29 protein-coding genes and 1 tRNA gene are annotated in these 25,868 nt (G+C 39.8%); 14 read left to right on the top strand and 16 right to left on the bottom strand.

The window, feature by feature from the left end; translation table 11 throughout:
• Window positions 1–158: 158 nt before the first annotated feature.
• Genes FTU00_RS02655 through FTU00_RS02665 form a run of 3 tightly spaced genes read right to left on the bottom strand, consistent with a single transcriptional unit; the run spans window position 159 to window position 3,055 of the window.
• Window positions 159–1,076 carry a hypothetical protein gene (locus FTU00_RS02655; protein ID WP_166135984.1) on the bottom strand — a complete coding sequence of 306 codons (918 nt, stop codon included), beginning with the start codon at window positions 1,074–1,076 and terminating at the stop codon, window positions 159–161.
• Window positions 1,077–1,113: 37 nt separating this feature from the next.
• Window positions 1,114–2,247 carry a toxic anion resistance protein gene (locus tag FTU00_RS02660; RefSeq protein WP_179993421.1) on the bottom strand — a complete coding sequence of 378 codons (1,134 nt, stop codon included), beginning with the start codon at window positions 2,245–2,247 and terminating at the stop codon, window positions 1,114–1,116.
• Window positions 2,248–2,263: 16 nt separating this feature from the next.
• Window positions 2,264–3,055 (bottom strand): tellurium resistance protein, encoded by a 792-nt coding sequence (locus FTU00_RS02665; RefSeq protein ID WP_180179028.1) that lies wholly within the window; start codon window positions 3,053–3,055, stop codon window positions 2,264–2,266.
• A gap of 401 nt (window positions 3,056–3,456) precedes the next feature.
• Here FTU00_RS02665 and FTU00_RS02670 point away from each other — a divergent pair, with 401 nt between their 5' ends.
• Window positions 3,457–3,945 (top strand): TIGR00645 family protein, encoded by a 489-nt coding sequence (locus tag FTU00_RS02670; RefSeq protein WP_005236522.1) that lies wholly within the window; start codon window positions 3,457–3,459, stop codon window positions 3,943–3,945.
• Window positions 3,946–4,008: 63 nt separating this feature from the next.
• Here FTU00_RS02670 and rnk read toward each other — a convergent pair whose 3' ends face one another.
• The 3 genes from rnk to FTU00_RS02685 all read right to left on the bottom strand — a co-directional run bounded on the left by rnk (window position 4,009) and on the right by FTU00_RS02685 (window position 7,443).
• Window positions 4,009–4,413 (bottom strand): nucleoside diphosphate kinase regulator, encoded by a 405-nt coding sequence (gene rnk, locus FTU00_RS02675; protein ID WP_034171243.1) that lies wholly within the window; start codon window positions 4,411–4,413, stop codon window positions 4,009–4,011.
• Between the two features lie 392 nt (window positions 4,414–4,805).
• On the bottom strand, window positions 4,806–6,059 hold the full coding sequence (glyA, locus tag FTU00_RS02680) for a serine hydroxymethyltransferase (protein WP_004784306.1): 1,254 nt from the start codon (window positions 6,057–6,059) through the stop codon (window positions 4,806–4,808).
• Between the two features lie 154 nt (window positions 6,060–6,213).
• Window positions 6,214–7,443: an alpha/beta fold hydrolase gene (locus FTU00_RS02685; RefSeq protein WP_179993420.1), complete on the bottom strand. Its 1,230-nt coding sequence runs from the start codon at window positions 7,441–7,443 to the stop codon at window positions 6,214–6,216.
• Between the two features lie 352 nt (window positions 7,444–7,795).
• Here FTU00_RS02685 and FTU00_RS02690 point away from each other — a divergent pair, with 352 nt between their 5' ends.
• The gene (locus FTU00_RS02690; protein ID WP_179993419.1) at window positions 7,796–8,494 is read left to right on the top strand and encodes a putative quorum-sensing-regulated virulence factor; all 699 of its coding nucleotides are present in this window, start codon (window positions 7,796–7,798) and stop codon (window positions 8,492–8,494) included.
• A 278-nt stretch (window positions 8,495–8,772) separates the two neighbouring features.
• On the opposite strand, the gene FTU00_RS15680 is transcribed toward FTU00_RS02690, so the two are convergent.
• Window positions 8,773–8,901, bottom strand: coding sequence for a hypothetical protein (locus tag FTU00_RS15680; RefSeq protein ID WP_354667255.1), 129 nt, complete (start codon window positions 8,899–8,901; stop codon window positions 8,773–8,775).
• On the opposite strand from FTU00_RS15680, the gene FTU00_RS02695 reads away from it, so the two are divergent.
• Window positions 8,845–9,141, top strand: a complete 297-nt coding sequence (locus FTU00_RS02695; RefSeq protein WP_373684928.1) for a hypothetical protein — start codon at window positions 8,845–8,847, stop codon at window positions 9,139–9,141. The two genes, FTU00_RS15680 and FTU00_RS02695, sit on opposite strands and share 57 nt — an antisense overlap.
• Before the next feature lie 263 nt (window positions 9,142–9,404).
• Here the strand turns inward: FTU00_RS02695 and FTU00_RS02700 are convergent, their stop codons facing one another.
• A complete protein-coding gene (locus FTU00_RS02700; protein WP_180130265.1) occupies window positions 9,405–9,629 on the bottom strand; it encodes a hypothetical protein in 225 nt (74 codons plus the stop codon).
• 621 nt (window positions 9,630–10,250) lie between these two features.
• Window positions 10,251–10,904, bottom strand: coding sequence for a hypothetical protein (locus FTU00_RS02705; protein WP_180179029.1), 654 nt, complete (start codon window positions 10,902–10,904; stop codon window positions 10,251–10,253).
• Between the two features lie 197 nt (window positions 10,905–11,101).
• Here FTU00_RS02705 and FTU00_RS02710 point away from each other — a divergent pair, with 197 nt between their 5' ends.
• Window positions 11,102–11,275, top strand: a complete 174-nt coding sequence (locus FTU00_RS02710) for a hypothetical protein (protein ID WP_180179030.1) — start codon at window positions 11,102–11,104, stop codon at window positions 11,273–11,275.
• A gap of 62 nt (window positions 11,276–11,337) precedes the next feature.
• Here FTU00_RS02710 and FTU00_RS02715 read toward each other — a convergent pair.
• A tRNA-Arg gene (locus FTU00_RS02715) sits at window positions 11,338–11,413 on the bottom strand.
• 179 nt (window positions 11,414–11,592) lie between these two features.
• Between FTU00_RS02715 and FTU00_RS02720 the strand changes: the two genes are divergently transcribed.
• The 7 genes from FTU00_RS02720 to FTU00_RS02750 all read left to right on the top strand — a co-directional run bounded on the left by FTU00_RS02720 (window position 11,593) and on the right by FTU00_RS02750 (window position 17,668).
• Complete coding sequence (locus FTU00_RS02720) at window positions 11,593–12,528, top strand: ABC transporter ATP-binding protein (RefSeq protein WP_180179031.1); 936 nt, start codon at window positions 11,593–11,595, stop codon at window positions 12,526–12,528.
• Window positions 12,525–13,298: an ABC transporter permease gene (locus FTU00_RS02725; RefSeq protein WP_180179032.1), complete on the top strand. Its 774-nt coding sequence runs from the start codon at window positions 12,525–12,527 to the stop codon at window positions 13,296–13,298. The genes FTU00_RS02720 and FTU00_RS02725 overlap by 4 nt, the downstream gene beginning before the upstream one ends.
• Window positions 13,298–14,113, top strand: a complete 816-nt coding sequence (queF, locus tag FTU00_RS02730; RefSeq protein WP_180179033.1) for an NADPH-dependent 7-cyano-7-deazaguanine reductase QueF — start codon at window positions 13,298–13,300, stop codon at window positions 14,111–14,113. Before FTU00_RS02725 ends, queF begins: the two co-directional genes overlap by 1 nt.
• Before the next feature lie 19 nt (window positions 14,114–14,132).
• Window positions 14,133–14,786, top strand: a complete 654-nt coding sequence (locus FTU00_RS02735; RefSeq protein WP_004784477.1) for a hypothetical protein — start codon at window positions 14,133–14,135, stop codon at window positions 14,784–14,786.
• A 289-nt stretch (window positions 14,787–15,075) separates the two neighbouring features.
• A complete protein-coding gene (mltB, locus tag FTU00_RS02740; protein ID WP_166138288.1) occupies window positions 15,076–16,077 on the top strand; it encodes a lytic murein transglycosylase B in 1,002 nt (333 codons plus the stop codon).
• Between the two features lie 289 nt (window positions 16,078–16,366).
• The gene (locus tag FTU00_RS02745; RefSeq protein WP_180179034.1) at window positions 16,367–16,981 is read left to right on the top strand and encodes a septal ring lytic transglycosylase RlpA family protein; all 615 of its coding nucleotides are present in this window, start codon (window positions 16,367–16,369) and stop codon (window positions 16,979–16,981) included.
• 231 nt (window positions 16,982–17,212) lie between these two features.
• Window positions 17,213–17,668 carry a DUF962 domain-containing protein gene (locus FTU00_RS02750; protein WP_005236656.1) on the top strand — a complete coding sequence of 152 codons (456 nt, stop codon included), beginning with the start codon at window positions 17,213–17,215 and terminating at the stop codon, window positions 17,666–17,668.
• Between the two features lie 45 nt (window positions 17,669–17,713).
• Here FTU00_RS02750 and FTU00_RS02755 read toward each other — a convergent pair whose 3' ends face one another.
• The 3 genes from FTU00_RS02755 to rpsB form a co-directional block, all read right to left on the bottom strand.
• Window positions 17,714–18,220, bottom strand: a complete 507-nt coding sequence (locus tag FTU00_RS02755; protein WP_180179035.1) for a DUF3465 domain-containing protein — start codon at window positions 18,218–18,220, stop codon at window positions 17,714–17,716.
• Window positions 18,221–18,296: 76 nt separating this feature from the next.
• On the bottom strand, window positions 18,297–19,172 hold the full coding sequence (tsf, locus tag FTU00_RS02760) for a translation elongation factor Ts (RefSeq protein ID WP_180179036.1): 876 nt from the start codon (window positions 19,170–19,172) through the stop codon (window positions 18,297–18,299).
• Between the two features lie 141 nt (window positions 19,173–19,313).
• A complete protein-coding gene (gene rpsB, locus FTU00_RS02765) occupies window positions 19,314–20,060 on the bottom strand; it encodes a 30S ribosomal protein S2 (protein ID WP_004784492.1) in 747 nt (248 codons plus the stop codon).
• A gap of 207 nt (window positions 20,061–20,267) precedes the next feature.
• Between rpsB and map the strand changes: the two genes are divergently transcribed.
• Complete coding sequence (gene map, locus FTU00_RS02770; protein ID WP_004784494.1) at window positions 20,268–21,095, top strand: type I methionyl aminopeptidase; 828 nt, start codon at window positions 20,268–20,270, stop codon at window positions 21,093–21,095.
• 253 nt (window positions 21,096–21,348) lie between these two features.
• Window positions 21,349–22,584 carry a pyridoxal phosphate-dependent aminotransferase gene (locus FTU00_RS02775; RefSeq protein WP_005236666.1) on the top strand — a complete coding sequence of 412 codons (1,236 nt, stop codon included), beginning with the start codon at window positions 21,349–21,351 and terminating at the stop codon, window positions 22,582–22,584.
• A 44-nt stretch (window positions 22,585–22,628) separates the two neighbouring features.
• Here the strand turns inward: FTU00_RS02775 and FTU00_RS02780 are convergent, their stop codons facing one another.
• Both FTU00_RS02780 and FTU00_RS02785 read right to left on the bottom strand, forming a co-directional pair.
• Entirely contained in the window at window positions 22,629–23,966 is a 1,338-nt protein-coding gene (locus FTU00_RS02780; protein WP_180002831.1) for an MATE family efflux transporter, read from the bottom strand.
• A 345-nt stretch (window positions 23,967–24,311) separates the two neighbouring features.
• Complete coding sequence (locus FTU00_RS02785; protein ID WP_180002829.1) at window positions 24,312–24,722, bottom strand: GFA family protein; 411 nt, start codon at window positions 24,720–24,722, stop codon at window positions 24,312–24,314.
• A gap of 161 nt (window positions 24,723–24,883) precedes the next feature.
• Between FTU00_RS02785 and FTU00_RS02790 the strand changes: the two genes are divergently transcribed.
• Window positions 24,884–25,327, top strand: coding sequence for a PaaI family thioesterase (locus tag FTU00_RS02790; protein ID WP_180002827.1), 444 nt, complete (start codon window positions 24,884–24,886; stop codon window positions 25,325–25,327).
• A gap of 12 nt (window positions 25,328–25,339) precedes the next feature.
• Here FTU00_RS02790 and FTU00_RS02795 read toward each other — a convergent pair whose 3' ends face one another.
• On the bottom strand, window positions 25,340–25,783 hold the full coding sequence (locus tag FTU00_RS02795; protein WP_180002825.1) for a hypothetical protein: 444 nt from the start codon (window positions 25,781–25,783) through the stop codon (window positions 25,340–25,342).
• Window positions 25,784–25,868 lie beyond the last annotated feature (85 nt).

The following is a 25,868-nucleotide window of genomic DNA, read 5'->3' on the forward strand; positions in this document are numbered from 1 at the left end:
AAAACAGTTTGTTTTTATCCTAATGATCGTTTTTATAGATCAAAAACCATCTCCTCATTTTATTTTTTATTATCGCTAGAATTTATGCCTTTTATCCCAAAGAAACCGAATATAGATTGGAAAATAAAAATGCTCCTTTTAAAGGAGCATTTTTAAGTTTAGAAGATTCGCTGTTCAATACGTAGCGAACGCCCCTTAATTGAATTAGCTAGTACAAATATGATTAAGCTAAGCAAGGCAAATAAGATGGCAATGCCAATAATGATGACATTGGTAATCTTGCTGACTTGTTCGGCTTGCTGGGCTTGACGATCTACACTTTGTGCCACAGGCGTTAGACTTTTGCCATAGACCTGTTGCTGCATGGTCCAGATCTGTTCCGGTTTAAATCCGTATTGTTCAAACTTGTTATCCTGCCGCTCTGCTTCAACTACTTGTGCGACATAAGGTCTGGCTGCGGATAGATCCACAGGCTTATGCAAGAGTGCAGTTTGGGCAAGTAAATAAGATTTCACCGGTGAAGCAATATCGGAATCAACCAGATAACGAGCCACTTCACTATCATTGATATTACTATCGTAATAGACCACTTGCTGATAAGCGTCTTCACGGTCATTTCTCAGGTCATATTGCCAATAAGTCAGTCCTGACCAGATCACGATAAAGGAAATCAGCCAGCCTACAAACTTCAATATGAAAGACTGAAAGCGCACATAGAAGAAGCGAAACTTCTTCAGCAATCCAACCAGAAAAAATGCACCAATAAAAGAGGCAAAGATTTTCAGAATCAGCCAGCCAAACCAGCTTAATAGAGCAAAGAAATAATCCGGACTATCCCCAATACTGGCCAGATTAGCATCGACACTGACTGGTAAATGCAGCTGTTGAAGCTGAGTACTCAGGCCAAAAAAGCCATAAACCATTTCCTGCTGAAAGAATAGACCTATCACAGATGCAATACAGACCGTAGAGGTGGTCAGTCCCAAAAGCATCAAATTACGTTGACGCTTTTTGAGTGCGACGACCCCTTGCTTGATTTCCTGAGGATTTACAGCATATTCATCTAAGGGCGGCAATCTCTACTCCTTTTTTTAGATCTTGGCCCTACTGCATTTAGTTGGGTTTAGATCCACTGGTACTTGATTCAATCACCAAATGATTCAGATTATCTTGTAAGGCTCTTAAACGTACCGTTGCTTCAGTACGTTTCTGTACACCTTCTTTCTGGATCTGAATCACATCATTAACAGTTTTAATGAGGGTATTTTGCACATGTTCAAGCGTTTCAATATCAATAACAGAACGCTGGTTGGCTTTTGCCGTATCGACCGAGTTTTGATGCAATAAATCTGCATTACGGCGTAAAAGCTCATTGGTCGCATCATCAATGGTATTGGCCAGCTGTACGCTGTTCTTCTGTTCATTCAGTGAAATGGCCAGACTGATCTGGTTTTTCCATGCTGGCAATGTGATATTTTTAATGGCATAGAATTTATCCACCAGCATCAGGTTATTGGACTGAATAATCCGGATCATAGGCAAAGTCTGCATCGCAGATTGCTGCAATACCTGTAAATCACTGATGCGTTTTTCCAGATTATTGGCTAGATGATTTAGGTCATAGATTTTTTGCGTGGTGCTCTGATCTTGTGGCAAAGCTGTAAGCGCAGCAATTTCCTGCTGCAATTCCTGTTCACGTAAACGTCCAGCTGCAATATGAATACCCAGCTGCTTGTATTCTTCCTGCACCCCATCGAACATTTTATCCAGGGTATCAACGCGGGCTTTTAATCCAGATTGTGAAGTTTCAATTTCCTTGACCAGTACATCAATCTGTTCTTTAGTGGTATTGAAATGCGAGTCAAAATTATCTTTCACGCCCTTAAATTTGCTGATGATATTGCCCAGAAATCCTGAACTTTTTTTCTTGTTCAAGATACTGCTGGTATTCAGTTGCTGTGCCACCTGCACCACCTGATTCAGCTTTTGACCGGTTGCATCCAGATCTTTATTTTGTACCAGATTCAGCAATTCATCGGTATAGCTTGAAGTTTTGGTGGCTATATTTTTGCCATATTCGGCCACACTATTATGACTCATATTCTGCAGTTCTTTACGTGCTGCCAAGACCCCCTGAAAATCGGCAGGCTGCAAGCCCAGCTCTTTCAGATCCATTTGCTGGAACTTCTGTTCAGTCAGTTCAGTTGAGCTTTCGACAGGTAAATTTACTACATCAGATTTGGTCATGTTTCACCTTATATTGTTATGTATTCGAGGGTTTCTCGAGTGACTTTTTTAACGTTTTAATCAAATTGTCCCGGCTATTATCAAGTTTTTCCAGATCACTTGTCGAGTGTTTCGTCTGGCTTTGTTTGACATGATATTGCCAGGCCGGAATCAGCACCTGTTGCGCTTCTTTAAACCGATCCAGTAGGCTATAAGACAGTTGCTGGGACAATTGCATCTGGGTAATGGCAATGTCATTACTGCTTTGCAAGGTTCTTAAGGTATGCACCTTTTTTGACAGCCGCTCAGAAAAATTATCCAGTGGATGCTGATTCCTTACAAACTGCGGATATTCAGATAAAAATTCTTTTGCTGCCACAATATGCTTGGCCATTTGCTCACGTAAACCGATCAGCTGCTGGAATCGCGATTGGGATTTCTGGATTTCAATTTGCAACTTACGGCTAAGGTGATCTGCCTGATCCAGTAAATAGTCCAGTTTTTTATAGTATTCAACCTGACTTGAGCCATAGTCCAGATCAATACCCAGCCATTTCTGCAAGGCATTAAATTTACGTTTTTTAAAATATTTTTTTGATTGAGCCAGCATGTGAATCAGCTGTTCAATAGTATGGCTCAGTTGTTGGGTCAGATGGGGATCTACCCCATTTAATAGTACTGCCTGCGCCTGAATAAGTGAGTCCGCATAATGATTCAGCTTGTATTGATCGTGGAGTAAAGGCACAAGTTCGTTGCGCTTGATACTTAGAATCTCGCTCTGCTCTACTGCAATGTCTTGGATTGGAATCAAAACATCTATCTGTGACATAACCCTTTAAACTCAATGAATTCGATTTTTATAGTACGTCTTTTCATTCAACATAACATGTAGCATTTTGCAAAGGAATGCTTCAAGCCATAGAATTTTCTTTATATACGTTGAAGATATTGTTGGAATTAAGTTTGGCCTACAGTCATTTCTTGTATGAATCATTTTGCTTCTAGCCTGCTGTTGCTCTCTATAACCTTTCCCATCAGCCTCAAATAGGCTAATAATCAACCAAATAAGGATAAGCACAATAAATGCCAAGTTAATTTATGGTCTTAATTAAGCTTTTTTTAAACTTAAGAATACTTATAAGGCATTATAAAACATAAATAATTCTCGAATTTTAAGCATGAATTATTTATGATCAAGATCAACAATAAAGTAGGTAACCTGAGAATAAAATGGAACGTTTTTTTCATAATACGATGTATGCCGCACGCTGGATCTTGGCACCTGTCTATTTTGGTTTATCATTCGCTTTATTATTACTGGCCTTAAAATTCTTTCAGGAAGTCATTCATGTCCTGCCGCATATCTTTGAATATACTGAAGCTGACCTGATCTTGGTAATTCTCTCCCTGGTTGATATGACCATGGTTGGTGGACTTATTGTGATGGTGATGTTTTCAGGTTATGAAAATTTTGTTTCACAACTCAAAATCGATGAAAATAAAACCCGCCTGAACTGGCTCGGCACTATGGATGCCAATTCGCTTAAACTCAAAGTTGCGGCTTCCATCGTAGCTATTTCTTCGATTCATTTACTACGTATTTTTATGGATGCTCGTAACGTCGAGAATGACAAAATCATGTGGTACATCATCATGCATCTGACTTTTGTGATTTCTGCATTTATTATGGGTTATCTGGATAAACTCACAAAGCATTAAAACATGGATATTAAAAAGCCCCGATTATAGGGGCCTTTTTATATTGGCGAATTAACTAAAAAATTATAGATAGTCACCTTCTCGTTCCGGCTGATACAGCACTTTTTCAATCGTGACTTTCATCAACTGACCATCAGGTTGTGGCCATTCAATGGTCTGTCCTTCTGCCAGGCCCAAGATTGCAGTTCCAATCGGTGCTACGACATTCACTTGCCCTTTTTCACCTTTAAACTCATGCGGGTAGACTAAGGTGATTTCTACAGGCTCCGTTGATGGTGCAATCGTCAGCAATGCACGCGCATGCATGGTCACTACATTGCTTGGCATGTCCTCTGGCTTGACCACTTCAGCACGAGCCAGTTCATCTTCCAGTTGAAGCATGGTCTCACTGAGCTTGTCCTGATTTTCAAGCATGGTTTCGAGACGCTCCACATCCTGTTCAGATAAAATAATTTTTGGTTTAGCCATTCTTACTACCTTGTTTAATGAATGATTGAATAGTCTTTAAAAAGCGAATGAATCTAGGTTCTAAGTGGTTAATCAGATTAAATTAAGTTCAAATATAAAAAATCTATTTTTAGCTGCTAAAAAATTGTGTCTTAACTCAACTTATAAAGCTGTTTTTCAAAGAATGTAACCAGTTTTAGAAAAACTCAATACTCTTTTCGAAATCAGATTTATAGGATCTGTATTTCTCAACTTTGTTTTATAAAAGGATAAGTATTTTCTATATAGGATTGATTAAGCTTTGATCTTATCTTCCCTTTTAACTCATCGTAAAAGCTAGCAGCAGAAGATGAGTCAGAAAAAATATCACCCAATAAAAAAGCCCCCTTGAGGGGGCTTTTCTCAAGTTAGGCTTATTTTGCGTAAACAGGGAATTTAGCACAAACAGCAGCAACTTTTTCTTTAACAGCAGCGATCACAGCTTCATCGCCTTTAGCATCAAGGATGTCAGCGATCCAACCAGCAAGTTCACGAACTTCTGATTCACCAAAACCACGAGTCGTTACAGCAGGTGTACCGATACGGATACCTGAAGTCACGAATGGAGAACGTGGGTCGTTTGGTACAGAGTTTTTGTTCACAGTGATGTGAGCAGCACCTAACCAAGCGTCAGCATCTTTACCAGTGATGTCTTGTTTGATCAGAGACAACAAGAACAGGTGGTTTTTAGTGCCGCCAGATACAACATCGTAACCGCGTTCGATTAGAACTTCAGCCATTGCTTGAGCATTCTTAACCACTTGTTGTTGGTATGCTTTGTATTCAGGTGCCATTGCTTCTTTGAAGCAGATTGCTTTAGCAGCAACCGCGTGAACCAGAGGACCACCTTGGTTACCTGGGAATACAGCTGATTGAAGTTTTTTCTCGATTTCTTCGTTTGCTTTTGCAAGGATCAGACCTGAACGAGGACCACGAAGAGTTTTGTGAGTAGTTGTTGTTGTTACGTCAGCAATTTGAACTGGGCTTGGGTAAACGCCAGCAGCAACCAGACCAGCAACGTGAGCCATATCTACAAACAGGTAAGCGCCAACTTTATCCGCGATGTCACGGAAACGTTGCCAATCTACGATTTGGCTGTATGCAGAGAAACCAGCTACGATCATACGTGGTTTGTGTTCTACAGCTAGACGTTCAACTTCTTCATAATCGATCTCACCAGTTTCTGGATTCAGACCGTATTGAATTGCATTATAAGTTTTACCTGAGAAGCTTACTTTCGCACCGTGAGTCAAGTGACCACCGTGAGCCAAGCTCATACCCAATACTGTGTCGCCTGGGTTAAGCAGCGCTAAATAAACTGCAGAGTTTGCTTGAGAACCAGCATGTGGCTGAACGTTAGCATAATCAGCACCAAATAATTCTTTAGCACGGTCAATTGCCAATTGTTCAATGACATCTACATATTCACAACCGCCATAGTAGCGTTTGCCTGGGTAGCCTTCTGCATATTTGTTAGTGAGTTTTGATCCTTGAGCTTCCATTACTGCTGGTGAACAATAGTTTTCAGAAGCGATCAACTCGATGTGCGCTTCTTGGCGAGCATCTTCGTTAGAGATTGCTTGAGCGATTTCTGGATCAAATTCAGCAATAGAGATATTGGCAAACATTAGCGAGGTCCTATTAAATTAGGGCTTTTAAGCCGTGCTAAGATTGGCGCGTATTGTAACATGAACTTTGCCAATTTCGATCATGAACTTTATTCAGTTTGCAATAAAAATAACTCATGCTTAAAAAAACATGAGCTATAGAGATAAAAATAAGTTATTGAATTGGCATTAGAGATTTTACATCTGAAATAATATTAGCGATATTCAGTGCATAGACGCTACCATGATCCCATGAACCGTCCGTAATATATCGTACCGAGGTTTGTTTCTGATTCGCTAAGCTCACTAAAACATCTGTTGCAGCCTTTGGAACAGTAGAATCCGCCTCTCCCTGATAAATAATCACAGGTGTAGACACTTTAACCTGTAAAGGCTGAGAGTCTTTATCCAGGAAATTCTTCACTACTGGAATACTCATAAAATTAGCTTGAGTACGCGGATATTCTTCCAGATTCCCATTGGTTTGGGCATAAGCTCCCATTGCCGTACCGAATTTGTTGCCTAATACATCATAACAATCTGTTTCGGCATTCTTGGCAATCTCGTCTGTTGGTGTTTTAAAGACCTGAATATATTGCAGATTTGGATTCGGATTACGCAATCCCGCGACAATCAGCGCGGTAAAAGTATCTAAAGAGGCTAGAGTTTGAATCTTTTTATTCAGATCTGGTTCTTGTCCAGCTTGAGCCTCACCACCTGCCAAAATCAGACTGAAATTAGAAGCAGGTGCTAAAGCTACCGTACCTTTATAAGTCATTTGAGAAGCACGTGCTGCATATTGGGCAGCGCCTAAAGCCGCTTGACCACCTTGAGAATGACCGACAGCCATCCATTGATTAGAGGCTTCCGAACCTAAATAGTCTTTTGCTGCGACGACAGCATCGGTAATGGAATAGGCTTCACTCTTAAGATTAAGGAAAGGATGAAGTTCTTTTCCACCCGGCTCACCCAAACCTTCATAATCAGGCGCAACGACCACATATCCCGCTTGAAGGAATCCGGCAATCATATTTTTGATATAAGAATTTATTTCATTGCGACTTGGTGCACACTGATCGGCCACACCCGTCGTACCATGTGCCCATGCCACTATCGGCCAACCTTTTGCAGGAGGCGTTCCTTTTGGAGTGAAAAGCAGTGCCGTCGCTTGGGTTTCCTTATTATTAATACCTAACATCTTATAGGTCATGACCACGCTCTCATCGGCAACAGCAGTCAGATCTGTTTTGGTATAGGCTACAGGTGTGGTTACGACTGGATTGTCAATATTATTTACGGGAATAGCGGGTTTGGATTCATAATAACGATCATCATCGCTATCATTACAGGCAGTTAAAGCTACGCTTAGCGCGAGTAGAGAACCAGTCAATACATGACGTTTCATCGATCTTATCCTTGTCTTAATTATTATCTCTCATAATTTTTATAGTTTTATCTTTATCAGTTGATAAAACTAGACAATAATTTCCCAAGTTATTTCATTAAATACAAGAGATTATTTTGTTATTTTTCTAATAAATAGCGATTTAATTTATGACCATTCCAACACGATAAATTTAAGTTTTGGAAATATTTACAGAAACTTTGAAAACTTTTATTTATAAGTGTAGATTACAAATATTCTATATCAGTCAAAAAGTCTGCAATTAAAGTTGAAATCCGGCATTTCAATTGTCAGGATCGAAACAATAATGTTAGATTTTGATATCCACTTTTTTTTCAGGCATATTCTCGTCATGCAGGCTATCATTCTCGATACTGAAACCCATACCTTGAATGGTCAACCCATTGAAATTGCCTATGCGCCTGTAGAGATCATAGACCATAAAATCAGTCTGGATAAAAGTCGCTTGTTTGATCAGCTTTATTCATGCGACGAACCGATTTCCTTTGCCGCAATGGCCGTACATCATATTCTGCAGTCCGATTTGGAAGGACAACCGCATTACAGCAGCTTTGAACTCCCGCAAGAAACCACTTATATCATTGGCCATAATATTGATTATGATATTCGTGCCTTAGAAAAATGTGGCGTCGATTCATCGAATATTAAAGCAATTTGTACCCTTGCCCTCGCCCGCCGTGTTTGGCCAGAGGCTGAAGCACATAATATCTCTGCATTAATCTATATGATTACCAAAGGCAGCGAGCGCGCCCGGGAAATGATCCGTAAAGCCCATCGCGCCGATATGGATATCATTTTGACAGCAAATATCCTGATGCATATTGTGCATCACCTGAAAATCAGCAGTATTGAAGAACTCTATGAGGCATCTGAAGATGCGCGTATTCCACGGACCATCAATTTTGGTAAGCACCGTGGCACTGCGATTGCCGATCTTCCTGCTGACTATGTTCAGTGGTTACTTCGCCAGGACGACTTAGATCCTTATCTACGCAAAGCATTGGAAAATACCGCGATCCTTACGCTATAAATGAAATCTTTTCTTCCCTCTCTAAATATGGAGAGGGATTTTTAACTAATCATGTTTTGTTTTATTCAGCAAGTGAAATAAAGTATTTTATAGATGACTATCTTAGTCTTTAAAGCTCTTAACTAATCGATATTCAGAATAAAAACAGATACAAATCAATATTAATTTATTGATTTTTAATAATTTAATATTTAATCACTTCTTGCATCTAGCTGTTCTTATACTTTAGCGTGATAGAACACCCCCTCTAAACAGGTGCATATAGGAAATAATATAAATTAATCCTCTTTCTTCCCATGCAATATTATCTCGAATTCGATGCCTTTGATAATCCCATGCAGCTCAGTAAAGTGGGCAATTGGGTAATCACTTTTTTGAGTCCAGCTGAAGAATTGGACACTATACAACTTGCGATTACTTATGTACTGCCCCGCCAGATCAGTGACGCATTACAGCCACGACGGGTATTAATTCAAAAGAGTTCAATCGAACATCATTGGCTAATTCAAACAATTGAATGTTTTGACAGCGGAACCAATCAGGAAGTTCATATCAGGCCGGCAGATGAACTGGGACAGCAAACCTTGTATCAAATTCTGGATGAGTTTGACCGTTATGATGTAAATGTCACATTAAAAAATTTCTGAAATAATGCTTTTCTCAGAGCGTATTTTTGAAGAAGTTCATTTAGATCATCTATGTAGATAGCTTGATGCTATATAACATAAAAAATTAAGAAACTGAGAAATGATAGGAATTTATCCAATCTCTTTGAATTAAATTTATCAGTTTTTATTCTGCATCAAATATTTATAAAGAAGCTGAACTCAGATATCAAAATCAAGCTCATCATTGGATGAGCTATATCTTTTTTTAAGGGTCGCAAAGCAGCATAATGAATCCCGGATCCTTATTTAGGTTCTAAAACACGATAGATACAGTCGGTCTGCTCACTGGCAAATAACAGTTCAATCGTTGGCCGGATAATTTCATCATCCACGACAATATAGTCGACTTGCTGTTCCAAACGCTGGGACGGATCACTATGCTGAGCGCCAGCACGTAATAATGCTTTTACATTCAGAATTTTGCCATACTGGTTTTTGACTTGCACTTCAATTAAATCTTTTGTCATCGTCATACCTCCCTTTATTGGCATTATTAAATTTGCTTGTCTGAATTCTTATAACATAGTTATTTGAAAGGCTTTCAAACGAATATGTAAGATTTTTTAGCGAGCACCTTTTATTGACTATATATTGTCGCTAATGAAGAATGTGCCATACAAATAAAAGAGTCAAAATTATTAATAACTCACGCTTAAAATTTTGCATTAAAAAGCCCGCATCGCTGCGGGCTCTGTGTTGGATGGCTAGTGCTAGATCTATTGCCTGAACCGAAGTTCGAACTCAACTAACTGTCATTGATCCGTCCAACTTATTGGTAGCGTCGTTTCGTTTTATAACCTACCATGAGTTCAATATAGCAGGATTTTTTTTACCTACAATACGCTTTTACACTTCTAAAAGAAGACTTATACAATATTTAAATTGTGCTTTTTCAAAAGCAGATTAAAATATTTTGGCTGGCTCAATAGAGCACTACAAACAATTCTATTCTTTTCTATCTCTACATCCTATCTATTTAAATTTCAATAAAAAATATTCTTTATTTATGTGAAAAATGAATAATTTCATCTAAATACAATTTCAAGTCTTAAGTAAAAGAGTTCGCTATTAAGGCGATTGATTAGCCACTAAAAGTAATAGCGAAAACCAAATTGATAAGTAACCCCATTTAAGTCCAGATCATCACTCTTACCAGAGACACATGCGCCATTCATACAAATCTTGGCGTCACGGTTAAACATCCATTGATAACCAAAAGATCCAAATAAATCTGCTTCAGGAGCAACTTTATAACCGACTTCCAATGCAACGGGAATTGTAAAATAATCCAATTCAAGATCGATTCGACCAAGATCTGCATCTGTTTCGCTTTCATCTACCCAGCTCATTCCCAGACCTATAGAAACTGCTGAATAAAACTGATCATTTTCCAGAAATTTATTTTTTATCCCAACTGCAACTTGATTGTAATCAATATCTGAACTTTGAAATTTGTATTCGGCCCATAAGCTGGTAGTCGAATGGGATTGATACTCACCATTAATAAACAGCCCATCGAATGATTCAGTACCAAAAAAACTGTCTGATCCTATTTTTGAACCGGCGTAGCCAAAAGCTAAAGAGTACTGACTTATTAGGTTTTCTTGAGCATGAAAAGGCGTAGTCGGAATTACTGCTTTATCTATTGGAGCAGGATTACCATGTTGAATAGCTAAAGGCGTATTTGCTCCAGCAACTGAAGAAGCCCCAATCATTACCCCAATGAATATTAATTTTTTCATATCTATGTCTCATTTTTATTGTGAGCATAAGATACTAATTTTTTAAGAGAAAAACTACTCAGCACATCTATTTATAGGAACAACAATTTATGAGATTAAACAAACTATAAATACAACAATGTAATTCACCCACTTTTATAGAATTAAAGGACTAAGGCGACTTATACATATATATTCTCAACAAGAGGTAATTCCCGATGGTTAAACCAGATGAAGAATTGAATGAAGAATTACCAGAAGAGGAATTAGATCCGCAAGAGAAACAGGATCGAGAGATTCAACGCGGTCAGTTAGGTGTAGATCAAGACCCTCAGGTGAAAAGAGATCAAATACGTCAAAAACATCAGGATGAAGAGGAAGAGAATCCATAATTTATTTTATAAATCTAGAATTGATTTTTTAGTCTAATGAGGAAAGTGAATTTATAAAATGATGGTGCGCTCAGCGGGACTCGAACCCACGCCACAGGCTTCGGAGACCTGTACTCTATCCAGTTGAGCTATGAGCGCGCGATGCACATCATAACAAAAAAATGCATAAGGTAAAGCAACTATCTATAACTTCGTTATTTTTATGCCTATCCTTTATACAGTGTGCCAAAACAGCAACAGAGAATTCCATGTGAATGACTTGGTTTATTCTGCAAGATCACTCACAATATCTCAACTTTTCACCATTTGAGATCTCTATGACTGATGCGCTGACATTAAGGGATTTGTCGAAGACCTATAGAAATGGTTTTCAGGCACTTAAAGGAATCAACTTAACTGTACCTGAAGGTGAATTCTATGCCCTGTTAGGACCTAATGGCGCGGGCAAGTCCACTACTATTGGTATTATCAGTTCATTAACAAGAAAAACCTCTGGAACCGTTGAAATTTTTGGTCACAATCTGGATACTCACCCTTCTGAAGCCAAACAATGTTTAGGCGTAGTACCCCAAGAATTTAACTTCGCCCAGTTTGAAAAAACCTTTGATATTCTGGTCACTCAAGCCGGTTATTACGGTATTCCTAAAAAAATTGCCCAAGCGCGTGCTGAAGAATATTTAAATAAACTGGGTCTTTGGGAAAAACGCTCTACTCAAGCTCGTATGCTTTCAGGTGGTATGAAACGTCGCCTGATGATCGCCCGTGCGATGATGCATGAACCAAAATTATTGATTCTGGATGAACCGACCGCCGGTGTAGATATCGAATTGCGTCGTTCCATGTGGGATTTTCTTAATGAAATGAACGGTAATGGTACTTCTATTATTTTAACGACTCATTATCTGGAAGAAGCAGAGATGTTATGTCGTCGGATTGCGATTATCGACCGTGGTGTGATCAAAGAAGATACCACTATGAAGAACTTCCTGAATCAGCTTAATGAAGAATCCTTTATCTTCGATCTGGCTGCACCTATTGAGCCATTAAATATTGAAATTATTGGTGTGAAATTTAATTTAGTAGATCCAATGACCCTAGAAGTGACACTGGATAAAGCCCATTCCATGAATGATCTGTTCAAGTTACTGGAATCACAGAACATTCAGGTACGCAGTATGCGTAACAAGTCAAACCGCTTAGAAGAACTATTTGTGAAAATGGTCGAGAAAAATCTGGATGGAGCTGCACAATGAATATAAATCAGCTCGGCGTCGCCTTATATACCATCGTTCATAAAGAAGTTCGCCGCTTTATGCGGATCTGGCCGCAAACTTTACTGCCACCTGCCATTACCATGAGTCTATATTTCGTGATCTTCGGTAATCTGGTCGGTTCACGTATTGGGGAAATGGGCGGCTATAGCTATATGGAGTTTATTGTCCCCGGTCTGATCATGATGGCGGTGATTACCAATAGTTATGCCAACGTCTCCTCCAGTTTCTTTAGCTCAAAATTTCAGAAAAGCATTGAAGAGCTAATCATGAGTCCAGTACCTTTACATGCCATTTTATGGGGATATGTATTGGGTGGGGTAATTCGTGGTCTGTTGGTTGCGATTATTGTCAGTGCCATGAGCCTGTTTTTTGCAGACCTTTATATTACCAACTGGTTTGTGACTATATATACAGTACTCATTACCTCGCTATTATTCTCTCTAGGCGGTTTTATTAATGCTGTCTATGCCAAATCTTTTGATGATATCTCGATCATCCCGACTTTTGTACTCACACCACTGACCTATTTAGGCGGTGTGTTTTATGCGATTTCAGCCTTAAGTCCGTTCTGGCAAAATCTCTCTTTGGTTAACCCGATCGTGTATATGGTCAATGCTTTCCGTTTCGGCATTTTAGGTCATAGCGATGTCAATGTTTCCATTTCATTGGTCGTGATTACTTTCTGGTGTGCCGTGCTTTACGGTATTGCTTACTATTTATTGTCTCGTGGTTCAGGAATGCGTGAATAATGAGTGTAGAACATTCTCTCCTTGGTAAAGACACCAACTACCCAACAGAGTATCAACCCGATATTTTGTTCCCGATTTCCCGTGCGCCTGCCCGTGAAAAATATGCCCATGTTGAAGCTATTCAGCAAGGTAAAGACTGGTGGCATGTTTTTGAAATTTCTTGGTTAAATGCTGCCGGTGTGCCTCAAGTGGCGATTGGTCGGATTACCCTGCCAGCATTTTCCCCAAATCTCATTGAATCAAAGTCTTTAAAGCTGTATTTCAATAGTCTGAACTTTACCAAGTTTGATTCGAAAGAGGCCTTTATTGCAACTGTAGAAAAAGATCTCTCAAAAGCTGCCGATGCTGAAATTACTTTAGATCTTTTCCATGTCGATGAACTGGAAATTTCCAAGCCTGAAGGTATCTGTATTGATGACCTGACTCCGGAACGCCTGGAAAATCATCCGGATGCTTCTTTATTGTCTTTAGATCAGTACAGCGATGAAAATATCGAAGTGCAACTCTATTCACATTTATTAAGAAGTAACTGTCCAGTCACTGGACAACCGGACTGGGGTACAGTATTTATACGCTATCAGGGCAAAAAACCTTGTTATAAGAGTATTTTGGCTTATATTATTTCGTATCGTCAGCACAACGGTTTTCACGAACAATGTGTGGAACAGATGTTTGCCGATATTTGGCAAAATCTGAAACCGGAAAAGCTGATGGTATATGCGACCTATACACGCCGTGGTGGATTGGATATCAACCCTTGTCGTGTATCGGATTCCACATGGATGCCTCGCCCTATTCGTTTAGCGCGACAATAAAAAACATTGAGGTTTAAGAATGCCTTTTTTTGGTTTTATTCCTTCTGCAGAACTATTAAATACAATTCAGACTGCACAGAAAAATAAAAACTCGAGTGAACCACTTTATCCACTGCGTGATAAAACCGCATTAATGATTAATGATGAAATTATTGATGCGATTCTCACGGAACTGGTACGCCGTTTTCCTGCAAGCGAAAAACGCGATACGGCAGAAAAACTGGCGGGCTATATCAAGTCCACTGTAGCAGTGTTACTGAAACAGTTGCTGGGTAAAGCACCAAATGAAGTCGTCAAGGAGTCGATTGCTTTTTCTGAGCGCAGCCTGTTTAAAGATCCGGAAGGAAATTTCCGTATTGGTGAGCCTCTGGATGCCAATCTGGTCACCAATCTAAAACACCATTATGCAGAATTAAAAGCTGGCCAAAGTGTCGATAAGCAGAGTCTCAGCAATCTGTACAAACAGTTTGGTGAAGCGACTGTACGTCATTTCATGGTCGACTTTAATAAAACCTTAGATTTAGGCATGATTAAACGCAAGGCTGCTGATATTGGTGCTTCAGCAGTAATCAAGGCGATTAATATTGCAGCAGATAAAATCATCCTGAATTTAAATAAGGATGAACTTCAGGCAATGGCAGAATATCACGACACCCTATTCTTTACTGAATAAAGCCGCATATTTATTCAAATAATGCAGATTAAGCCTGACTTCGGTCAGGCTTTTTTGTGGCTTAAGAAATAGCTTGTTACAGTTATTGTGAACTAAAATACAAAATGCTGAAAAAACAACCAATCCTTTCCTGTTTTTAAGGGAGTTTATATGACTCCTATTCATCAGAATGTTATCTTTAATATTGCCTCTAATGCCAGAAAATTGAGAAAAGTGAATTGATCTTTTTCATGGCACGATTCAAATGACATAGCCACAAACCTATCAAAAAATTGGAAATCATACCAAGATGTTGAAATCGAATTTTTATAAAAAATTGAAGCAGCTTTCGATCCTTGTCAGTGCATTCGGACTCAGTAGTTTAAGCCTGGCCAACGATTTTCAATATCATCCCTCTTATGCCAGTTTCAAGCAAAACACTATGCAGACCTATGGTCTAAGTGCCCAGCAAGTAGACAGTGCAATGACGGGAGCAAAAAATCTTCCAAATATTATCAATATCATGAATCGTCCAGGTGAAAGTAAGCCTTGGTATGCCTATAAGACCAATTTTCTGTCTGAAGGCACGATTCAACGTGGTGTACGTTTCAAGCAGCAATATGCTGCAACACTAAATCGCGCTGAGCAGCAGTTTGGTGTACCACAATCGATCATTTTGGGTATTTTGGGGGTAGAGACCGGTTTTGGCAGCAACAAGGGTTCATTTGTGACCCGTGATGCACTGGCAACTCTTGGCTTTGGTTATGAACGTCGTGCGCAATACTTCCAGGATGAACTGGCGGCATTGATCGCATGGTCATATAAAGATGGTGTGTCAGCATCCTCGATCGTGGGTTCTTATGCAGGTGCTGTGGGCTATCCGCAGTTTATGCCAAGTAATATTCCAAAGTATGGGGTCGACTATGATGGCAATGGCCATATCGATCTGCGCAATTCTGCGGTAGATGCGATTGGTTCAATTGCAAACTATCTGGCTCAAAATGGCTGGCAACGTGATCAGCCAATAGCTTTCCCTGCCCGTTATACCGGCTCGAATCCTGATTCTGTCATCGCAAAAGATCTGACTCAGCCAACGCCTTATGGAGTAATCAAAACCCAAGGGATCAGTCCGATGAATCCGATTGTTCGTATTGATGATCTTGATATGGTCAATGTTATTCAATTACAAGAAAATTACGGACCGATTTACTATATTACTTATCCGAATTTTCAAGTGATTACCACGTACAATCGTAGTCGTATGTATGCCACTGCATTGTGGCTTTTAGGTACAGAAATTACGAGCCGATAACAGTAAAATTTCCTACCAACCACTAAAGTCAAGATTTTTATTAAAAAAAATGCCTATTTTTTAGGCATTTTTTACGACTTGTTACAATATTGATTATTTTTTAATCAGTCATTGTTTATTTTGCGTACTTTTTTTAACTATTTTAATTAAACACTAGACAGCCAGTTGCCAGCATGAATATTATCCAATTCGTTAAATGTAGTTGCATAAGTTAAATATCAGGCATGTTTATAGGGTTATCAGCTACTTAGGCCCAATCTAATGAAACATGCTGTTAGGAGTTGATTCAATGCATTCTTCTTTTCTGAAGTATTTTATGGCCATCGTCGCGACCGTTACCCTAACGCAATCGCAAGCAGATATGGTTCAGTCATCATCATTCAATAATGATCATGACAATTCGCGTCTTGCAGCGCGTGTATTAAACAAAGAAGCTCAAAGCTTCAATTCAAATTTCACAAATTTGAACAGCCTTTCAATCACTGAGCGTTCTGGCGATAAAGTTCGTCGTCAAACTATTGCAGCAAAAATTGCAATTCCTGCAGAAGAGCCTTCAGTGATTGAGAAACTGAACAATGTTGCTTCAAACACAGTTCGTAAATTCAGTCAGACAGGTACAGCATCTTGGTATGGTCGTCAGTTCCATGGCCGTAAAACTGCTAGTGGTGAAACATTCGATATGAATGCAATGACTGCTGCACACCGTAGCCTGCCATTAAACTGCTTTATCCGCGTGACTAACAAAAACAATGGTAAGAGTGTGGTTGTGAAGGTTAATGACCGTGGACCATTCCATGGCAACCGTGTTCTAGATTTATCTTACGGTGCTGCTAAACAGCTTGGTATTACCAATGCTGGTACTGCACATGTCAATATTGAGCGTGTAGATGGTCCAAACTCATAAGATTTGACCGCTCTACATTTAACTCAAAGCCACAGTCATGTGGCTTTTTTATTTGGTGATGTAGAGCAAGAGTTCAAACTGCTTTTACCTATACTACTGTCGATGTTATTCCATTCAGGTATGAGCCTTCATTAGCTTTTACTCACCCGCTATCGATTTCATTTTGACCATACCTCCAAACTGTTTTATATTTTGAAAACTGACAGTACGTTCATGGATGGGAGCGATAGAATGAAAACAATATCCGAATGGTTAGATGAATATAGTGAAAGTCATCAAAACAAAACCAACAAACTGATCCATTGGGTCTGCGTGCCTACCATCTACTTTTCCATTATTGGCATCATGGCGCACTTTAGCGCTTTACTGACTGCCCTGCTCTTGGTTCTGGCTTTTGTGTTTTATGCACGTCTAGATATTGTACTGGCTGTGGCAATGGCAGCGCTAACCCTGATGATGGCCTGGTTCATCTGGGTTTTACCTGTAGGTATCGGCTTCTTTATTGCATTGTTTGTTTTTGCCTGGATTGGGCAATTTTATGGACACAAAGTCGAAGGTAAAAAGCCTTCTTTCTTCAAAGACCTTCAATTCCTTCTCATTGGCCCGTTATGGTGCATGGATGCCTATTTAGGCAAAGTCCTACCTAAATGGAAATCTCGTCAATCTGAGGCAATACAGTGCGCTTAAAGCGTATGTAATATCATTACATTTATAAAACCAAGGAAAATTCCCTTATTGATAGGTTTTTCCTTGGTGTTTTAACCAACCGCTGATGTGCTTATTAGATGGATCATGATGGGTCCAATGAATCACCCCACCTTTGTCGCTATATTCATACTCACCAAAAAACTCAACCTGATCCCCTTTTTGCATATTCTGGATGCATGGCGCCAGATCAATATTGTGCGCAACTAATACAGTTTGACCAGTGGATAATTCCAGAATAAATTTCTGATGACGGGAACCTTCATTATCATCTTTTAATAACACTACCACCTTACCGCTCGCCTGAACCTGAAGATCACTTTGTCTTTGCTGGTAAGCTTGCTCTATACGCTGGGTATCATCAGAAACCTTATGGGTACTTTTTTGAACATGAGTCTGCTCTTGAAACGCAACTTCTGCTGAAGGTACAAAAGTATTGGTCGGTTGTTTAGATTCTGATAAATCCAGACCTAAATAAGCAGCCAACAAAAGTGCAATGACAGCCCCGATCCCCATATGGGTTTTATTTGCCATAATTCCCCCTTGATCATTCTTTATTTAGTCATAAAAAAAAGCCCCATTCGGGGCTTTTTTCTAATTCGTTACCGAATTATTTTGCAGCAGCCTGAGCAGCAGCAACTTCTTCAGCGAAAGAAAGCTCAGCTTTCTTCTCGATACCTTCACCCACTTCGAAACGAACGAAGTTAGCAACAGTAGTACCAGTCGCTTTAAGAACTTCAGCAACTTTCTTGTCGTTGTCGATTACGTATTGTTGACGCTCAAGAACAACTTCGTTCAGGTATTTCTCAACAGAACCTACAACCATTTTCTCAACGATGTTTGCTGGTTTGCCAGATTCAAGTGCTTTTGCTTCAGCGATTTCTTTTTCTTTCGCGATAAGGTCAGCAGGAACTTGTTCAGCATTTACAGCAACCGGGTTGAATGCAGCAATGTGCATTGCCAAGCCTTTACCAGTTTCAGCATCACCTGAGTAAGATACAACAACACCGATACGAAGACCGTGTTTGTAAACAGCAAGGTTTTCACCTTCAACAATTTTCGCACGACGTACTTGAATGTTTTCACCGATTTTTTGAACTAGCGCAATACGAGCTTCTTCTACAGTAGCGCCATCTTCAAATTTAAGTTCAGCGATTTTAGCAGCGTCAGTTTCGTTTGCAGCAAGTGCAGCAGCAGCAACTTTTGCAGAGAAACCAGCAAAGTTTTCGTCTTTAGCAACGAAGTCAGTTTGGCAGTTTACTTCTAGAAGGATTGCTTTGTTGCCTTCTTGAGCAATTGTGATCGCGCCGTCAGCAGCAATGTTACCAGCTTTTTTAGCTGCTTTTGCTTGACCAGATTTACGAAGGTTGTCGATCGCTAATTCGATGTCACCACCAGCTTCTGTCAAAGCTTTTTTACATTCCATCATTGCTAGACCAGTACGATCACGCAGTTCTTTAACCATGCTTGCTGTAACTGCAGTCATGTTTATCTCCTAAATTCGGTAGAAAATGAATTCTTTTTAGAACAGAAACGGCCCAGAGGATTCTCATGGGCCGCCTGCATACATAACGCTTACTTTGCCACCATCACGTGTCGCAAAAATGACAAGCTAGCGTCTAACGCATTAAGCCTCAGAAGCAGGAGCTTCTTCTGCTTTAGCTTGTGCATTTGCTTGTGATTGAGCATATTCTTTACCAGCAAGAATCGCATCAGCCATAGCAGAAGCATAAAGTGTTACTGCACGGATCGCATCGTCGTTACCCGGAATAACGTAGTCTACGTTGTCTGGGTTAGAGTTAGTATCAACGATACCGATTACAGGAATACCAAGGTTTTTAGCTTCTTTAATTGCAATCGCTTCGTGATCAACGTCGATTACGAATAATGCGTCAGGTAAACCACCCATGTTTTTAACGCCGCCTAAAGCACGTTCAAGTTTTTCCATCTCACGGCTACGTTCTAAAGCTTCACGTTTAGTAAGTTTAGCGAAAGTACCGTCTTGAGATTGAGTTTGAAGGTCTTTTAAACGGTTGATAGATTGGCGAAGAGTTTTCCAGTTCGTCAACATACCACCTAACCAACGGTGATCTACGTATGGTTGACCAGCGCGTTGAGCTTGTTCACGGATGATTGCAGAAGCAGCACGTTTAGTACCAACGAACAAAACTTTGTTCTTTTTGCTAGCCAATTGGTTAGCGAAGTTCAAAGCATCATTTAACGCAGGAACAGTGTGCTCAAGGTTGATGATGTGAATTTTGTTACGCGCGCCAAAGATGTATTGACGCATTTTTGGGTTCCAGAAACGAGTTTGGTGACCAAAGTGCGCGCCAGCTTGTAGAAGGTCGCGCATGCTTACGTTGTAATCTGCCATTTTCTTTACCTTAAAGTTTGGGTTAGGCCTCCATATATCCGCATTCTCCACCCTTGCGGGCACCCAGAGTAATGTGACGATATATGTGCGGATTTTTAATACACCATTCAATCAGCCTCGCAAATATATTCACGAAAAAGCATTTGATAAAATGGGCGGCTATTTATACCATAGTCACATACAAATTTCCAAAAGTTTTTAGAGATCATGAACACTACTTATCAAGCTCCCCGTCGTTTAATCAAATCCGCTGAAGATATCGAAAAGATGCGTATCGCTGGACGACTGGCTGCAGAAGTGTTGGATATGATCAAACCGCATATCAAACCCGGCGTAACGACACTGGAATTGGATACGATTTGTCATGACTATATTGTAAATGTGCAGAATGCCATTCCTGCATGTTTAGGTTATGGTGCAGCGCCTGGCCGCCCTGCTTTCCAGCATACAATCTGTACATCTGTAAACCATGTGGTCTGTCACGGGATCCCATCTGAAAACAAGATCCTGAAAAAAGGCGATATTTTAAACATTGACGTCACTGTCATCAAAGATGGTTTCCATGGGGATACCAATATGATGTACATCGTGGGTGGTGAAACTTCAATCCTGGCAAACCGTCTGTGCAAAGTCGCTCAAGAAGCCATGTATCGTGGTATGGCTGTGGTGAAACCAGGTGCTACTATTGGTGACATTGGTCATGCGATTCAAAAATATGTTGAATCTGAACGCTTTAGCGTTGTCCGTGAATACTGTGGCCATGGCATCGGTACGACTTTCCATGATGAACCACAAGTTCTGCACTATGGTCAACCAGATACCGGTATGGTTCTTGAAGAAGGTATGACTTTTACGATTGAACCAATGGTGAATGCCGGTGTTTGGCAAACCAAACTGCTGGGTGATAAATGGACTGTGGTCACTAAAGACCATAAATTATCGGCTCAATATGAGCACACTCTTTTGGTAACAAAAAATGGCATTGAAGTGCTGACTGCCCGTCCTGAAGAAGATTTGTCACGTTTTAGTGCATAACAACAACACTTTCTCACATAAATGGCCACTTTAAAGTGGCCATTTTTAGTTTATATTTCCCCTATTATTCTCATCCTCAAAGCATATTCTTAGTTCATGTCTATCTAAACTACCTATCGATGTTCAAGATAAGGTTGCACTGATTCAGCATTTTTTTCGTATATTTTTCCAAATTCTTTTGCCCAATGTGCACCATTTTAGGCTAAGATAATGTGCTTTTTATTTTTTAATCCCTATAAGAAGGAATACTGCCGTGGACGTACGTCTCTCTGATCGTGTGAATGCCATCAAACCGTCCCCTACGCTTGCTGTGACAAACAAGGCTGCTGAACTGAAAGCTGCTGGTCACAACGTTATTGGTTTGGGCGCAGGTGAGCCAGATTTTGATACCCCTCAACACATCAAAGATGCAGCAATTGCAGCAATTAACAACGGTTTCACCAAATACACCGCTGTTGATGGTACGCCAGGTCTTAAAAAAGCAATTATTGCTAAATTAAAACGTGACAATAACCTTGATTATCAAGCGAACCAAATCCTGGTTTCTTGTGGTGGTAAACAGTCTTTCTTTAACTTGGCACTTGCTTTGTTAAACAAAGGTGATGAAGTGATCATCCCTGCTCCATTCTGGGTAAGCTATCCAGATATGGTGATCATTGCTGAAGGTACACCAGTAATCGTGAAATGTGGTGAAGAACAACGTTTTAAAATTACTCCTGAGCAATTAGAAGCTGCGATCACTGACAAAACTCGTTTAGTGGTATTAAACAGCCCTTCTAACCCGACTGGCATGATCTACACTAAAGCTGAATTAGAAGCTTTAGCAGCAGTACTGCGTAAATACCCAGAAGTATTCATCGCATCTGATGACATGTACGAACCAATCCGTTGGGAAGATGAATTCTACAACATCGCAACTGTTGCCCCAGACCTGTACGACCGCACTATCGTATTAAACGGTGTGTCTAAAGCCTATGCAATGACTGGCTGGCGTATCGGCTACGCAGCGGGCCCTGCTAAACTGATCGGTGCGATGAAAAAAATCCAGTCTCAATCAACTTCTAACCCAACTTCTATTTCACAAGTTGCTGCAGAAGCTGCATTGAATGGTCCTCAAGATGTTCTTGTACCAATGGTTGAAGCGTTTAAACGTCGTCATGACCTGGTTGTGAATGGCTTGAATGACATTAAAGGTATTTCTTGCCTACCTGCTGACGGTGCATTCTATGCATACGCAAACATCAAACCATTGATTCGTGCAAAAGGTCTGAACTCTTGCACAGAATTCTCTGCTTGGTTACTGGAAGAAACTGGTGTTGCAGTTGTTCCTGGTGATGCATTCGGTCTAGGCGGCTTCATGCGTATCTCTTACGCAACTGCTGACGAAGTATTAGTTGATGCACTTGCACGTATCAAAAAAGCTGCTGATTCTATCGAAGGCGTAGACGAAGCAATTGCTTCGATTGAAGCTGAAAAAGCTGCAAAATAATCTAATTGATTAGATGAAAAAACCCGCGATGATCGCGGGTTTTTTTATGCAGTTTGTATATGCTTACGGTATTTAAGTGCCAAGCACAGCAAGCACATCAATGCAGCGAAGGTATATGAAATAGCCAGCATCCACCAAAAGCCATGAATTCCCAAGGCATTGAAACCAATATTCATAAATGAAATAGGATGATAGGCAACATACCAACCTCCACCTAAACCAAGTACCAAAACTGCACCTGTAAAAATAAACATGGGCAATACCACTTCTTTCCAGCAGCGCAGCATATTGACACTAATTACCAGAATGGCATCAAAGATATGCATCCAACACACGAGCATCATCAAACTGAATGCCACAGCCAATACCTGCTGATCACCACTAAATAAAGTAATAATCCCACTCTGAAAAATCCATACAAAACTAGCGAGGCAGAATCCAATCGACACAACAACTACAACTGCTTTTTTGCTTAATTGCCATGCTGAATCAATATGTTCTGCGCCAATTTTTGTCGATACCAAAATACTAAAAGCAGACCCCATTGACATCGGCACCATAAACATCAATCCCGTCAAGCCCAGCATAATTTGATGAGAATTTATAACGATGTCCCCCAAGGGTAAAATCAGCAATGCAATCGCACTTATGGCAAATACATCCACAAACGTGACAACACCATTAGGCACACCAATTCTGAGAATTTTGAGCAAGGTAGCCCAATGTAAAAATGTGCCTGACCACTGTATTTGTAATTTCTTCTCTAGAAATACAAAATAATAAACAAATAACAATAACCACTGTGCAACCAAACTTGAAATGAAAGCACCTTGCACACCATAAGCAGCGATATAACCTTCAACACCAAAAATCAGGCAATACCCTAATAACCCCTTGATGATTAAATACAAAATATTGGCATAAAATACACGTTTAGCCTGCCCACAAGTTTGCGTCAGAATATATAGAATACGTAATAAAAGATGTCCTGGAATTACCCATGCCATTAACCACAAACAGGGTGTAATCAGGGCTTGCAGTTCAGCATCAGCTTTTAAAAGATTCAATAAGGGTGTGGCATGGGTAAATAACCAAGCTGCCAAAACAGATAGTGTAAGTACAATCAAAATACTTTGTTTCACAATCTGCTGTATTTCAGAAAAAGCCTGACGCCCATTGGCTTCAGCCAGTTCTTGCATCATGCCTTGCAGAACTCCGACCCCTGAAACAAAACACAATGAATAAATTGAAACACACACAGCCATAGCAGCAACATGCTGGGGTGAAAAATGTGACAGGAAGATCACATCGAATAAACCACCCAGCATAATAATGGCATTACTCAGAAAAATAGGCACCCAAAGATGCAAAAACTGTTTCATTGCAAGATCACTCTATTATTAATTCTTTTCTCGAAATTTATTTTCAAACTGAATTATTTGAGGCTTCGACATACAATGAAAATTACATACAATCCTTGTGCCATAAATCATTATATTTATTATCCTTTATAAAAAAATTACTCACATGCTTTCAATTTTCAGACTATTTACCAGTCCAAAAATTGAAATTCCCTCCTTAAGTTTTTTAATAATGATATAAAAAAGAAAAAATGATAATGACAGGAATAGTATTTCTATTGCATGAAAAGCATACTGATAATACCTTTGCTTTAAACATATAGGATTCTTTAATTAAATAAGAGGAACCAGACATTATGCTCATTTTCAGGAATCAGGTTGCTTAAACATCGCAATAACCTCTTTTTCTGTCATTTTTTTGGTTTGATTATTGAATGAATAAAAAGCTGGCTGATGATCTACATAAATCTCTAAATTGAAATCCAGATCCTCTGGAAGTTGCTCCAAAGTAAATACATTAATATTGGCAAAGGAATGATCTTTGGTCCGCCAGAAAATAAAAGTACCGCAAGCATTGCAAAAACCACGCTCAGCCCATTCAGAAGTGCTCGCGACAGATAAATGCTGCTGATCAATAAAGTGAATATTTTCTATATCAATAGACATGAGAGGCCCACTTGTCTGGCGGCGACACATTGAGCAATGACAGGCGGCCACTTCATGATTTCTAAGCTGCACTTCAAATCGAGTTGCACCGCATAAACATCTCGCTTTCATGATTATTCTTCCTCGGTATTATTATTTTTAATCATTTTACCGGATTCATTATAAGTAAAAGGCTTTGTACATTTCCTTATACAATTTTTTATTGCTGATCGAAGCACCATCTGCCTAAACTTGTCATTCAAATTCAGTATTTAAAATAATAAGGACAAACTATGGATCTCAAGAATCTTTCCGGTTTGCAGATTATGCAAGAGATGCTTAAGAGCAACCTGCCTATGCCTTCTATGGCAACCACCATTCCCATGTCTGCAAACGAAGTCGAACCGGGACAAGTGACCTTTCTTGTAAGAGCTGATGAACGCCATCTGAATCCTATGGGAGGTGTACATGGCGGTTTTGCCGCAACTGTTTTAGATACGGTAACAGGCTGCGCGATTCATACTTTACTTGAAGCCGGTGTCGGTTATGGCACAATTGATCTGAATGTAAAAATGTGCCGTCCAATTCCTCACAACCAAGAGCTAAAAGCGATCGGAAAATCAATTAATCTCAGTAAAAACCTAGGTATTTCCGAAGGTCGAATTCTGGATGACGAAGGTCGTATTTATGCCCATGCCACAGCAACCTGCATGATTTTTCGCAATTCTGATCATTAAGGTGTTTAAGGCTTAAAGTACGCCCCATTTCCCTTGCGGTGCTTTTACCAGTTTTGGTTGGGTCAATGCCCGATATTCGAAATAATGCTTAGAAACATTCGCTACACTCAGTACCTGAGTTTCTTTAGCAGAAGCTTGCCACACTTTAGACTGGTTCGATCCGGTCAGAAGATTACCAGCAAGCGCATAAATATAAAAATCTTTTTGCTGAGTTTCAGGCGTATTTAGGAATATTTCAAAACTAAATTGGCGTTCTTGTTCGACCAGCCACTTTTCTGCAAACCATAATTGCAACAAGTCGCCCAGATACAATTGTTTGGTCGCCAAGGGCCATAAACGGATTTCTGCACCAGCCACAGGGGTAAAGTATTGAGCTGAATCTTGAATAATATCGAGATAATGATCTTGATAAAAAGACAGTTGAGAGAAAATTTGAGGGATAGTGAGCGTATTCATTCGCTTTCTCCGGTTTAGCCATTTTTGTGCTGGCAAGTAGGTTTAAATCCACACTGTTTGACCATTTGGTCAAACGACTTTATGT

The sequence above is a fragment of the Acinetobacter sp. YH12041 genome, assembly GCF_013419975.1.
Classification (GTDB): Bacteria; Pseudomonadota; Gammaproteobacteria; order Pseudomonadales; family Moraxellaceae; genus Acinetobacter.

Excerpts from the sequence above, each read along its gene's own strand:
- FTU00_RS02795 (WP_180002825.1), bottom strand. The coding sequence starts at position 25,783 with ATGAATACGCTCACTATCCCTCAAATTTTCTCTCAACTGTCTTTTTAT.
- FTU00_RS02785 (WP_180002829.1), bottom strand. The coding sequence starts at position 24,722 with ATGAAAGCGAGATGTTTATGCGGTGCAACTCGATTTGAAGTGCAGCTT.
- FTU00_RS02700 (WP_180130265.1), bottom strand. The coding sequence starts at position 9,629 with ATGACAAAAGATTTAATTGAAGTGCAAGTCAAAAACCAGTATGGCAAA.
- FTU00_RS02790 (WP_180002827.1), top strand. The coding sequence starts at position 24,884 with ATGGATCTCAAGAATCTTTCCGGTTTGCAGATTATGCAAGAGATGCTT.
- rnk (WP_034171243.1), bottom strand. The coding sequence starts at position 4,413 with ATGGCTAAACCAAAAATTATTTTATCTGAACAGGATGTGGAGCGTCTC.
- FTU00_RS02780 (WP_180002831.1), bottom strand. The coding sequence starts at position 23,966 with ATGAAACAGTTTTTGCATCTTTGGGTGCCTATTTTTCTGAGTAATGCC.
- FTU00_RS02710 (WP_180179030.1), top strand. The coding sequence starts at position 11,102 with ATGGTTAAACCAGATGAAGAATTGAATGAAGAATTACCAGAAGAGGAA.
- FTU00_RS02750 (WP_005236656.1), top strand. The coding sequence starts at position 17,213 with ATGAAAACAATATCCGAATGGTTAGATGAATATAGTGAAAGTCATCAA.
- rpsB (WP_004784492.1), bottom strand. The coding sequence starts at position 20,060 with ATGGCAGATTACAACGTAAGCATGCGCGACCTTCTACAAGCTGGCGCG.
- tsf (WP_180179036.1), bottom strand. The coding sequence starts at position 19,172 with ATGACTGCAGTTACAGCAAGCATGGTTAAAGAACTGCGTGATCGTACT.
- FTU00_RS02690 (WP_179993419.1), top strand. The coding sequence starts at position 7,796 with ATGCAGGCTATCATTCTCGATACTGAAACCCATACCTTGAATGGTCAA.
- FTU00_RS02725 (WP_180179032.1), top strand. The coding sequence starts at position 12,525 with ATGAATATAAATCAGCTCGGCGTCGCCTTATATACCATCGTTCATAAA.
- FTU00_RS02735 (WP_004784477.1), top strand. The coding sequence starts at position 14,133 with ATGCCTTTTTTTGGTTTTATTCCTTCTGCAGAACTATTAAATACAATT.
- glyA (WP_004784306.1), bottom strand. The coding sequence starts at position 6,059 with ATGTTTGCCAATATCTCTATTGCTGAATTTGATCCAGAAATCGCTCAA.
- mltB (WP_166138288.1), top strand. The coding sequence starts at position 15,076 with ATGTTGAAATCGAATTTTTATAAAAAATTGAAGCAGCTTTCGATCCTT.
- FTU00_RS02755 (WP_180179035.1), bottom strand. The coding sequence starts at position 18,220 with ATGGCAAATAAAACCCATATGGGGATCGGGGCTGTCATTGCACTTTTG.
- map (WP_004784494.1), top strand. The coding sequence starts at position 20,268 with ATGAACACTACTTATCAAGCTCCCCGTCGTTTAATCAAATCCGCTGAA.
- FTU00_RS02685 (WP_179993420.1), bottom strand. The coding sequence starts at position 7,443 with ATGAAACGTCATGTATTGACTGGTTCTCTACTCGCGCTAAGCGTAGCT.
- FTU00_RS02660 (WP_179993421.1), bottom strand. The coding sequence starts at position 2,247 with ATGACCAAATCTGATGTAGTAAATTTACCTGTCGAAAGCTCAACTGAA.
- FTU00_RS02670 (WP_005236522.1), top strand. The coding sequence starts at position 3,457 with ATGGAACGTTTTTTTCATAATACGATGTATGCCGCACGCTGGATCTTG.
- FTU00_RS02665 (WP_180179028.1), bottom strand. The coding sequence starts at position 3,055 with ATGTCACAGATAGATGTTTTGATTCCAATCCAAGACATTGCAGTAGAG.
- FTU00_RS02745 (WP_180179034.1), top strand. The coding sequence starts at position 16,367 with ATGCATTCTTCTTTTCTGAAGTATTTTATGGCCATCGTCGCGACCGTT.
- FTU00_RS02705 (WP_180179029.1), bottom strand. The coding sequence starts at position 10,904 with ATGAAAAAATTAATATTCATTGGGGTAATGATTGGGGCTTCTTCAGTT.
- FTU00_RS02720 (WP_180179031.1), top strand. The coding sequence starts at position 11,593 with ATGACTGATGCGCTGACATTAAGGGATTTGTCGAAGACCTATAGAAAT.
- queF (WP_180179033.1), top strand. The coding sequence starts at position 13,298 with ATGAGTGTAGAACATTCTCTCCTTGGTAAAGACACCAACTACCCAACA.